The sequence below is a fragment of the Stenotrophomonas maltophilia group sp. Smal32 genome (assembly GCF_030237085.1).
Classification (GTDB): Bacteria; Pseudomonadota; Gammaproteobacteria; order Xanthomonadales; family Xanthomonadaceae; genus Stenotrophomonas; species Stenotrophomonas maltophilia_Q.
The window spans coordinates 1-10,226 of the sequence record NZ_JASJSI010000138.1 but is presented as its reverse complement, the minus strand read 5'-3'; the positions used below and the strand labels follow the sequence as shown (position 1 = coordinate 10,226).

Here is a 10,226-nt window from a genome sequence, read left to right as displayed (position 1 = left end):
CGGCCGGCGGCGCGAAGTAAGCGGAGAACCCCATGGCACGCTTTTTCATCGATCGACCCATCTTTGCATGGGTCATCGCCATCATCATCATGCTCGCCGGCGGCCTGGCCCTGTTCAAGCTGCCGGTCTCGATGTACCCCAACGTCGCGCCGCCGGCGGTGGAAATCAGCGCAACTTACCCGGGTGCATCGGCCAAGGTGGTCGAGGACTCGGTGACGCAGATCATCGAGCAGAACATGAAGGGCCTTGATGGCCTGATCTACTTCTCCTCCAACAGCTCGTCCAACGGCCAGGCCACCATTACCCTGACCTTCGAGAGCGGCACCAACCCGGACATCGCCCAGGTGCAGGTGCAGAACAAGTTGCAGCTGGCCATGCCGCTGCTGCCGCAGGAAGTGCAGCGGCAGGGCATCAACGTGGCCAAGTCCAGCTCGGGCTTCCTGAACGTCATCGCGTTCGTGTCCGAGAACGGCAGCATGGACGCCAACGACATCGCCGACTATGTCGGTTCGAATGTCGTTGATCGCCTGAGCCGCGTGCCGGGCGTGGGCAACATCCAGGTGTTCGGCGGCAAGTACGCGATGCGCATCTGGCTGGACCCGAACAAGCTGCACACCTACGGCCTGTCGGTTGCCGAAGTGACCGCGGCGGTGAAGGCACAGAATGCCCAGGTGGCCATCGGCCAGCTCGGCGGTGCGCCGTCGGTGAAGGGCCAGCAGCTCAACGCCACCATCAACGCGCAGTCGCGCCTGCAGACCCCGGAGCAGTTCCGCAACATCATCGTGCGCGGCGCGCAGGACGGTGCCGAACTGCGCCTCGGCGATGTCGCCCGCGTCGAACTGGGTGCCGAGTCCTACGACTTCGTCACCCGCTACAACGGCCAGCCGGCCAGCGGCCTGGCGGTCACCCTGGCCACCGGCGCCAACGCGCTGGATACCGCCGCCGGCGTGGATGCGGCGCTGGAAGACATGAAGGGCTTCTTCCCGGCCGGGCTGAAGGCCGAGATCCCGTACGACACCACCCCGTTCGTGCGCGTGTCGATCAAGGGCGTGGTGCAGACCCTGATCGAAGCGATCGTGCTGGTGTTCGTGGTGATGTACCTGTTCCTGCAGAACTTCCGCGCCACCCTGATCCCGACCATCGCCGTGCCGGTGGTGCTGCTGGGTACCTTCGGCGTGCTGGCGATGCTGGGCTTCTCGGTGAACATGCTGACCATGTTCGCGATGGTGCTGGCGATCGGCCTGCTGGTGGACGATGCCATCGTGGTGGTGGAGAACGTCGAACGCATCATGTCCGAGGAAGGGCTGTCTCCGCTCGAGGCTACCCGCAAGTCGATGGGCCAGATCACTGGCGCGCTGGTGGGCATCGGCCTGGTGCTGTCGGCGGTGTTCGTGCCGATGGCCTTCATGAGCGGTTCCACCGGCGTGATCTACCGCCAGTTCTCGGCCACGATCGTCTCGGCGATGGCATTGTCGGTGCTGGTCGCGATCGTGCTGACCCCGGCGCTGTGCGCGACCATGCTCAAGCCGCTGAAGAAGGGCGAGCACCATGTTGCCCATCGCGGCCTGGCCGGTCGTTTCTTCAACGGCTTCAACCGCGGTTTCGACCGCACCAGCGAAAGCTACCAGCGTGGCGTGCGCGGCATCATCCATCGTCCGTGGCGCTTCATGGGCATCGTTGCGGCGCTGTTCGTGCTGATGGGCGTGCTGTTCGTGCGCCTGCCAAGCTCGTTCCTGCCCAACGAAGACCAGGGCGTGCTGATGGCGCTGGTGCAGGCGCCGGTGGGTGCCACCCAGGAACGCACGCTGGAATCGATCGCGGCGCTGGAAAACCACTTCCTGCAGAACGAAAAGGATGCGGTGGACTCGGTGTTCTCGGTGCAGGGCTTCAGCTTCGCCGGCATGGGCCAGAACGCGGGCATGGCGTTCGTCAAGCTGAAGGACTGGAGCGAGCGTGACGCCAACAATGGCGTGATGCCGATCACCGGTCGCGCAATGGCGGCACTGGGCCAGATCAAGGATGCCTTCATCTTCGCCTTCCCGCCGCCGGCCATTCCGGAACTGGGTACCGCTTCGGGTTACACCTTCTTCCTGAAGGACAACAGCGGCCAGGGCCACGAGGCACTGGTGGCCGCACGCAACCAGCTGCTGGGCCTCGCTGCGGGCAGCAAGAAGCTGGCCAACGTGCGCCCGAACGGCCAGGAGGACACGCCGCAGTTCCGCATCGACATCGACGCGGCCAAGGCGACCTCGCTGGGGCTGTCGATCGACCAGATCAACGGCACCCTGGCTGCCGCATGGGGCAGCTCGTACATCGATGACTTCGTCGATCGCGGCCGCGTCAAGCGCGTGTTCGTGCAGGCCGACCAGCCGTTCCGCATGGTCCCGGAGGACTTCGACCTCTGGTCCGTGAAGAACGACAAGGGTGAGATGGTGCCGTTCAGTGCGTTCGCCACCAAGCACTGGGATTACGGTTCGCCGCGCCTGGAGCGCTACAACGGTGTGTCGGCGATGGAAATCCAGGGCGAACCGGCCCCGGGTGTCGCCTCCGGTGATGCCATGGCCGAGATCGAGCAGCTGGCCAAGCAGCTGCCGGCGGGCTTCGGCATCGAGTGGACGGCGATGTCCTACCAGGAGCGTCAGGCCGGCTCGCAGACGCCGCTGCTGTACACGCTGTCGCTGATGATCGTGTTCCTGTGCCTGGCCGCGATGTATGAGAGCTGGAGCGTGCCGACGGCGGTGCTGCTGGCGGCCCCGCTGGGTATTCTCGGCGCGGTGCTGGCCAACACCTTCAAGGGCCTGGAACGCGACATCTACTTCCAAGTGGCGATGCTGACCACGGTGGGCCTGACCAGCAAGAACGCGATCCTGATCGTGGAGTTCGCCAAGGAGAACCTGGAGAAGGGCGCAGGCCTGATCGAGTCGATCATGCACGCGGTGCGCGACCGCTTGCGCCCGATCGTGATGACGTCGCTGGCCTTCGGCATGGGCGTGGTACCGCTGGCGATCTCCACCGGTGCCGGCTCAGGCGCCAAGCAGGCGATCGGCACCGGCGTGCTCGGCGGCATGATCGTCGGCACGGTACTGGGCGTGTTCTTCGTGCCGCTGTTCTTCGTGGTGGTGCAGCGCGTGTTCAAGCGCAAATCCACGACGTGATGAAATCCGGTAGCGGGGGGCCGGGCCCCGCCGATGCCTCACCCCGTAGACCCCCCGCAACGGCCCGCGCGAAAAACCATTGCCCCCACGCTTAGGCAAGAAAATAACTTGACATTATTTTAAACTGGCCCCCCGCCTTGCGCTGCGCGGGTTCTCCACCCACGGGCCCAAAAAAAAACCCCCCGCCCGCCCCAGGGGTTTACCGGACGGGCCCCGTTTTTTGTGTGCCCGCCCCGCGGCGGCCACTACCCGGTACCGGTCAGCGCTTGGGCTGCAGCATGGTGCCAGTGCACTTGGGTGAGCCGCAGCGGCACTCCCAGATCTTCTTCAGCTTGGCGGTGTGGCGCTCGGCCAGGGTGATGCCGTAGTTGTAGGTCAGTTCCTCACCGGCCTTGATGTCACGCAGCGCCTCGATGAACACCTTGTCACCTCGGCTGTCACCGTCCTCGTCTTCCTCGATCACTGCCTCGCAGTTCGGGTCGCAGCTGTGGTTGATCCAGCGCGCGTCATTGCCCTTGTAGTTGGCATCGATCACCCAGTCGTCGTTGAGGGTGAACAGGAAGGTATGGCCACTTTCGACGTCGCCGCTGTCATCGGCATCAACGTCGCCGTGGCTGCGCAACAGGCCCTTGTACTGGATCACGCGCTCGCCCTGCTTGATCGGGGCCACGGCGAACACGCCGTTGCCATGGATGGCGGACTTGCGGGCTTGGATCTTCTTGGGCATCGGCAAGGGAGGTCTGCAGCGAAAGGAACGTTGATTCTCGCCCATTCCGGGTGATTGCGAAAATCACCCCGTTGGCGCAGCATGGCGCCCCGGCAATGGCCCCGGTGTGTCGTCCCGGTCCGTCCCAGCGCCGGCTGAATGTCCGGGTTGGATGCCGGCGAATAAAAGCGTACAATTTCAGTCCGCTTTAAGAACCGCTCGCATTCCCATGTTGCGTGTCACCAAGCTCACCGATTACGCCACCGTGGTACTGACCGTGCTTGCCGCCCGTCCGGGCGAGGTGCTCAGTGCCACCGAGCTGGCCGAATTCACCGGCCTGGAGCCGCCCACCGTCAGCAAGGTGCTCAAGCCACTGGCCCAGGCCGGCCTGGTCGAAGGCCTGCGCGGTGTCCGAGGCGGCTACCGCCTGACCCGCCCGGCCATCGAGATCTCGCTGTTCGAAGTGGTCGAAGCGATGGAAGGGCCGCTGGCCCTGACCGAATGCAGCCACGACCACCACCAGTGCGGCATGGCGCCCAAGTGCGGCGCGCGCAGCAGCTGGCGGCTGATCAACGACGTGGTCTCCGAGGCCCTGCGCGATGTCACCCTGGCGCAGATCCTGCCCCCTCTCCCCCTTGCCGATGACGAACAGCGCCGCACCATCGCTGTCGACGTCGTCTCCTGATCCGTAGGCAGCCCCCCATGGCCACCGAAACCATCGAAAACGTCGCCCACGACGACACCCCCAACCGCGAGATCCACGAGCAGCTCGGCCGCAAGTATTCGGCCGGCTTCATCACCGAGATCGAATCGGACTCCCTGCCGCCGGGCCTGGACGAGGACACCATCCGTGCCCTGTCGGCCAAGAAGGAAGAGCCGGAGTGGATGACGCAGTGGCGCCTGGACGCCTACCGCCACTTCCTGACCATGCCGATGCCGGACTGGGCCAAGCTGGAGATCGCCCCGATCGACCTGCAGGCGCTGAGCTACTACTCCGCGCCGAAGGGCCCGAAGTACGCCTCGCTGGATGACGTGCCCAAGGAACTGCTCGACACCTACGACAAGCTGGGCGTGCCGCTGCACGAGCGTGCCAAGCTGGCCGGCGTGGCGGTGGATGCGGTGTTCGACTCGGTGTCCGTCGGCACCACGTTCCGCAAGGAACTGGCCGAGAAGGGCATCATCTTCTGCTCGATGTCCGAGGCCATCAAGGAACACCCGGAGCTGGTGCGCCAGTACCTGGGCACCGTGGTGCCGGTGGGCGACAACTACTTCGCCGCGCTGAACTCGGCGGTGTTCTCCGATGGCAGCTTCGTGTTCATCCCCAAGGGCGTTCGCTGCCCGATGGAACTGAGCACCTACTTCCGCATCAACGCCGGCCACACCGGCCAGTTCGAGCGCACCCTGATCGTGTGCGAGGACAAGGCCTACGTTTCCTATCTGGAAGGCTGCACCGCGCCGATGCGCGACGAGAACCAGCTGCACGCCGCGGTGGTCGAGCTGGTCGCGCTGGAAGACGCGGAGATCAAGTATTCCACCGTGCAGAACTGGTACCCGGGCGACGAGAACGGCGTCGGCGGCATCTACAACTTCGTCACCAAGCGTGCCGAATGCCGTGGCGCGCGCAGCAAGGTCACCTGGACCCAGGTCGAGACCGGTTCGGCGATCACCTGGAAGTACCCGTCCTGCGTGCTGCTGGGCGACGATTCGGTCGGTGAATTCCATTCCGTGGCGCTGACCCACCACCGCCAGCAGGCCGACACCGGCACCAAGATGATCCACGTCGGCAAGCGCACCAAGAGCAAGATCGTCAGCAAGGGCATCAGTGCCGGCCGCGGCCAGAACACCTACCGCGGCCTGGTGAAGGTCGACCGCAACGCCGATGGCGCACGCAACTACACCCAGTGCGATTCGCTGCTGATCGGCAAGCAGTGCGGTGCCCATACCTTCCCCTACATCGAGGTGAAGAACCCGGGCGCCACCGTCGAGCACGAGGCCACCACTTCGAAGATTTCCGACGACCAGCTGTTCTACTGCCGCGCCCGTGGCATCAGCCAGGAAGACGCGGTGTCGATGATCGTCGACGGCTTCTGCAAGCAGGTGTTCCGCGAACTACCGATGGAGTTCGCGGTGGAAGCCAAGAAGCTGCTGGAAGTCTCGCTGGAAGGGTCGGTCGGTTAACACGCCAACCACCTTCGTCTGAATATTTCAGCCACGCGTGGCGTGGCTCTACTGGATTCATACCATGCTGAAGATCGAAAACCTCCACGCCCGCATCGGCGACAAGGAAATCCTCAAGGGCCTGTCGCTGGACGTGAAGCCCGGCCAGGTGCACGCCATCATGGGCCCCAACGGCGCCGGCAAGTCCACCCTAGGCAATGTCCTGGCCGGCCGTGACGGCTATGAAGTGACCGAAGGCAGCGTCCAGTTCGAGGGCGCCGACCTGTTGGACCAGGACCCGGAAGCCCGCGCCGCCGCCGGCCTGTTCCTGGCCTTCCAGTACCCGGTGGAAATCCCGGGCGTGAACAACACCTACTTCCTGCGCGCCGCACTGAATGCACAGCGCAAGGCGCGTGGTGAAGAAGAACTCGATTCCATGCAGTTCCTGAAGCTGGTGCGGCAGAAGCTGGCCGTGCTGCACCTGAAGGACGAACTGCTGCACCGTGGCGTCAACGAAGGCTTCTCCGGTGGCGAGAAGAAGCGCAACGAGATCTTCCAGCTGGCCGTGCTGGAGCCGAAGCTGGCGATCCTCGACGAAACCGATTCGGGCCTGGACATCGACGCGCTGAAGAGCGTGGCCGACGGCGTCAACGCACTGCGTGCGGCCGACCGTTCGTTCCTGGTCATCACCCACTACCAGCGCCTGCTCGACTACATCAAGCCGGACGTGGTGCACGTGCTGGCCGATGGCCGCATCGTCAAGACCGGCGGTCCGGAACTGGCCCTGGAACTGGAAGCGCACGGCTACGATTTCCTGAAGGATCGCGTGGTGCGCGAGGCGGCGGTCTGATGAGCGCCCTGCTCGACTCCATGGCCCAGGCCTTCTGTGGCAGCGATGCGCGCCGCGAAGTGCTCGACGCGGCCCTGCGCGACGGCCTGCCGGCCGCACGCAACGAAGCCTGGAAGTACACCTCGCTGCGCCAGCTGGAGCGCCGTGCGTTCGCAGCTGCACCGCTGGCCCCGCCGGCACTGGATGCCGCACTGCTGGAGGACATCCCGGCACCGCGCCTGGTGTTCGTCAATGGCCGCCTGGATGCCGCGCTGAGCGATGCGCAGGCCCTGCCGGCCGGCGTGCAGGCGCAGCCGCTGTCGGCCGCACTGGCATCCGGCGAAGACGCCGTGCGTTTCCTTGGCCGCCGTTACGAGCGCAGCGAGGAGATCTTCGCCCGCCTCAACGCCGCACTGGCCGATGAAGGCGTGGTGCTGCGCGTGGACGAAGGCGTGCAGGTCGAAGCGCCGCTGCAGCTGGTATTCGCCAGCGTCGCCGGCGAGACCGATCTGGCCTGGCACCACCGCCACCTGATCGAACTGCGTGCCGGCGCCAGCCTGGGCGTGGTCGAGCACCGCTTCAGCGTCGGCGATTCGGCCCACCTGGACAACACCGTGCTGCACGCCCATGTCGCCCGCGATGCCGTGCTCAAGCACGCCCGCGTGCAGACCGGCAGCGCACGCCAGACCAGCTTCCTGCGTACCGACGCGGTGCTGGCCCGCGACGCGCAGTACCACCGCGTCGACCTGGAACTGGGCGCCGCACTCAGCCGCCACGAACTGAACGTACGCCTGGAAGGCGACAACGCCCAGCTGACCGCCAACGGCGTGCTGCTCGGCAATGGCCGCCGCCACGTCGAGACCCGGCTGGGCATCGATCACATCGCGCGCGACACCAGCTGCGAACTGCTGTGGCGCGGCGTCGCCGCCAACCGCAGCCGCGTGGTGTTCCATGGTGGCATCCAGATCCGCGAAGGCGCCGATGGTACCGACGCGAACCTGTCCAACAAGAACCTGCTGCTGTCGGCCGACGCCGAGATCGATACCCAGCCGACGCTGGTGATCGACGCCGATGAAGTGAAGGCCGCGCACGGCGCGACCGTCGGCCAGCTCGATGCCAATGCGCTGTTCTACCTGCGCTCGCGCGGCCTGCCGCAGGCACAGGCGCAGGCACTGCTCAGTGCCGCGTTCTGCCACGAACCGCTGAAGATCCTGCCGGAAGCCCTGCGCGAACAGCTGGCACGCCGCCTGGACAAGGCCCTGGCCGAGGCGGGTGTGGCATGAACCTGTCCACCCCGCGCCCGATCGAAACCCCCAACGGCGCGCCCGACTGGGACCGCGTCCGCCTCGACTTCCCGCTGCTGATGCGCGAAGTGCACGGCAAGCCGCTGGTCTATTTCGACAATGCCAACACCGGCCAGAAGCCGGTGCAGGTGATCGGCGCGGTGGACGAGTTCTACCGCCGCTACAACGCCAACGTCAGCCGCGCGGTGCATGCACTGGGCAGCGAAGCCACCGACGCCTACGAAGGCGCGCGCAACAAGCTGGCGCGCTTCCTCAACGTGCGTGCCAGCGACCTGGTGCTGTGCAGCGGCACCACCTTCGCCATCAATCTTGTGGCGTATTCGTGGGCGCTGCCGCGGCTGAAGGCCGGCGACGTGATCCTGGTCTCGCGCATGGAGCACCACGCCAACATCGTGCCATGGCAGCTGGTCGCACAGCGTACCGGCGCCACCATCCGCGTGGCCGAGATCACCCCCGATGGCGCGCTGGACCTGGATGCGCTGCGTGCGGCGATGACCCCCGAGGTCAAGCTGCTGGCGGTCACCCATGTGTCCAACGTGCTGGGCACGGTCAACCCGGTACGCGAGATCTGCCGTGAGGCGCGCAAGCGCGGCATCATCACCGTGGTCGACGGCTCGCAGGCGGTGCCGCACCGCAAGGTCGACGTCGCCGCGATCGGCTGCGACTTCTACGCCATCACCGGCCACAAGATGTGTGGCCCGACCGGCACCGGTGCGCTGTGGGCACGCCGCGAGCACCTGGACGCGATGCCGCCATTCCTCGGTGGCGGCGAGATGATCAAGGAAGTCAGCTTCGACGGCACCGTGTTCAACGATGCCCCGCACAAGTTCGAAGCCGGCACCCCGAACATCGCCGGCTTCATTGGCCTGGGCGTGGCCGCCGACTACCTTCAGCAGCTCGGCCAGGACAACGTGGAAGCGCGCGAAGCCGAACTGCTGGCGCACTTCACCGAAGAGCTGCGCCGCGTCGATGGCCTGCGCATCATCGGCGAAGCGCCGGAAAAGGCCGCCGTGGTCTCGTTCCTGATCGACGGCGCGCATGCCCATGACCTGGCCACGCTGCTTGATCTGGAAGGCGTGGCCGTGCGCTCGGGCCAGCACTGCGCGCACCCGCTGCTGCAGTACTTCGGCGTCGCAGCCACCTGCCGCGCCTCGCTGGCGTTCTACAACACCCACGCCGAGATCGAGCGCTTCATGACCGCACTGACCAAGGTGCGCAAGCTGTTGGGGTGACCCGGCACACCGGGGTCAGATCCCTTTCGCATCGCGAAAGGGCTCTGACCCCGCTAGCGAACCGGCCAGTCGTCGCTGCGACTGCAATGCTCGCCGGATCGCCGCCACATCCGCGGCAGGAATACCCTCCTCGATGAACTCCGCATAGCGCCTGCGCCGTTCATCCAGATCCAGGGCAATCAGCTCGAATGCCGAATGCGGCTCGAGCAGCGCATTCGGCCTGCCCTGCGCATTCGCCCGATAGCTCGACCAGCGATAGTCCCCTGGACGCGCCACCCTCCCCGCACGGACAGGGTTGAGCTCGATGTAGCGCTGGCAAGCCAGCAGATAGCGATCCGTATCCACCAACGTGGAATGGAAACGCCCCTCCCACAGGGTTCCCGTGCGGCCCTGCCGATCATTCACCCGCCGCACGTAGGTCCGGCTTACGGCCTGCATCATCCGCGACAGCCCGCCGGAGACATCAGGCGTCGCCAGGAGATGAACGTGATTGTCCATCAGCACATACGCGTGGACCCGGCAGTGCTGCTGGCCTGCGTGATGACACAGCAGGCGCAGGTAGGCCACGCGGTCGCCATCGGTGAAGAACACGGGCTGGCGATTGTTGCCACGTTGAACGACATGTTGCGGGTAACCGGGCGCATCGATGCGTGGTGGCCTTGGCATAGGTGTCTCCTGGGAATAGGGGTCAGAACCCATCGCTGCGCAAAGGGATCTGACCCCGAGCATCTGCTGATTCCGTGCCCGTACCAGTCGGTCCATGACCTGCCGCTCGGTCGGTAGACGCCGGGGTCAGAGCCCTTTCGCCCGGCGAAAGGGATCTGACCCCACGCCGCGCCCCCA

The 10,226-nt window shown here is 65.7% G+C and carries 8 protein-coding genes; 6 read left to right on the top strand and 2 right to left on the bottom strand.

Annotation, left to right across the window (positions count from 1 at the left end; all coding sequences use genetic code 11):
* The first annotated feature begins 32 nt into the window (after positions 1 to 32).
* Entirely contained in the window at positions 33 to 3,155 is a 3,123-nt protein-coding gene (gene smeE / locus QRO91_RS20465) for a multidrug efflux RND transporter permease subunit SmeE (protein WP_100443693.1), read from the top strand.
* Between the two features lie 259 nt (positions 3,156 to 3,414).
* On the opposite strand, the gene QRO91_RS20460 is transcribed toward smeE, so the two are convergent.
* Positions 3,415 to 3,882 (bottom strand): SET domain-containing protein, encoded by a 468-nt coding sequence (locus QRO91_RS20460; RefSeq protein ID WP_012479369.1) that lies wholly within the window; start codon positions 3,880 to 3,882, stop codon positions 3,415 to 3,417.
* Positions 3,883 to 4,090: 208 nt separating this feature from the next.
* Between QRO91_RS20460 and QRO91_RS20455 the strand changes: the two genes are divergently transcribed.
* The 5 genes from QRO91_RS20455 (at position 4,091) to QRO91_RS20435 (ending at position 9,383) form a co-directional block, all read left to right on the top strand.
* Positions 4,091 to 4,546: an SUF system Fe-S cluster assembly regulator gene (locus QRO91_RS20455; RefSeq protein ID WP_005408436.1), complete on the top strand. Its 456-nt coding sequence runs from the start codon at positions 4,091 to 4,093 to the stop codon at positions 4,544 to 4,546.
* A 17-nt stretch (positions 4,547 to 4,563) separates the two neighbouring features.
* Positions 4,564 to 6,039, top strand: a complete 1,476-nt coding sequence (sufB, locus tag QRO91_RS20450) for a Fe-S cluster assembly protein SufB (RefSeq protein ID WP_006423171.1) — start codon at positions 4,564 to 4,566, stop codon at positions 6,037 to 6,039.
* 64 nt (positions 6,040 to 6,103) lie between these two features.
* Positions 6,104 to 6,868 (top strand): Fe-S cluster assembly ATPase SufC, encoded by a 765-nt coding sequence (gene sufC / locus QRO91_RS20445; RefSeq protein WP_049429367.1) that lies wholly within the window; start codon positions 6,104 to 6,106, stop codon positions 6,866 to 6,868.
* Positions 6,868 to 8,130 carry a Fe-S cluster assembly protein SufD gene (sufD, locus tag QRO91_RS20440; protein ID WP_197620627.1) on the top strand — a complete coding sequence of 421 codons (1,263 nt, stop codon included), beginning with the start codon at positions 6,868 to 6,870 and terminating at the stop codon, positions 8,128 to 8,130. Before sufC ends, sufD begins: the two co-directional genes overlap by 1 nt.
* Positions 8,127 to 9,383, top strand: coding sequence for a cysteine desulfurase (locus QRO91_RS20435; protein ID WP_100443777.1), 1,257 nt, complete (start codon positions 8,127 to 8,129; stop codon positions 9,381 to 9,383). The genes sufD and QRO91_RS20435 overlap by 4 nt, the downstream gene beginning before the upstream one ends.
* Positions 9,384 to 9,398: 15 nt before the next feature.
* Here QRO91_RS20435 and QRO91_RS20430 read toward each other — a convergent pair whose 3' ends face one another.
* Positions 9,399 to 10,145 carry a transposase gene (locus QRO91_RS20430; RefSeq protein ID WP_404830276.1) on the bottom strand — a complete coding sequence of 249 codons (747 nt, stop codon included), beginning with the start codon at positions 10,143 to 10,145 and terminating at the stop codon, positions 9,399 to 9,401.
* Between the last annotated feature and the right edge of the window lie 81 nt (positions 10,146 to 10,226).

Bases quoted from the DNA above. Each gene is read 5' to 3' on its own strand.
- smeE (WP_100443693.1), top strand. From the start codon at position 33: ATGGCACGCTTTTTCATCGATCGACCCATCTTTGCATGGGTCATCGCC.
- QRO91_RS20460 (WP_012479369.1), bottom strand. From the start codon at position 3,882: ATGCCCAAGAAGATCCAAGCCCGCAAGTCCGCCATCCATGGCAACGGC.
- QRO91_RS20455 (WP_005408436.1), top strand. From the start codon at position 4,091: ATGTTGCGTGTCACCAAGCTCACCGATTACGCCACCGTGGTACTGACC.
- sufB (WP_006423171.1), top strand. From the start codon at position 4,564: ATGGCCACCGAAACCATCGAAAACGTCGCCCACGACGACACCCCCAAC.
- sufC (WP_049429367.1), top strand. From the start codon at position 6,104: ATGCTGAAGATCGAAAACCTCCACGCCCGCATCGGCGACAAGGAAATC.
- sufD (WP_197620627.1), top strand. From the start codon at position 6,868: ATGAGCGCCCTGCTCGACTCCATGGCCCAGGCCTTCTGTGGCAGCGAT.
- QRO91_RS20435 (WP_100443777.1), top strand. From the start codon at position 8,127: ATGAACCTGTCCACCCCGCGCCCGATCGAAACCCCCAACGGCGCGCCC.
- QRO91_RS20430 (WP_404830276.1), bottom strand. From the start codon at position 10,145: ATGGACCGACTGGTACGGGCACGGAATCAGCAGATGCTCGGGGTCAGA.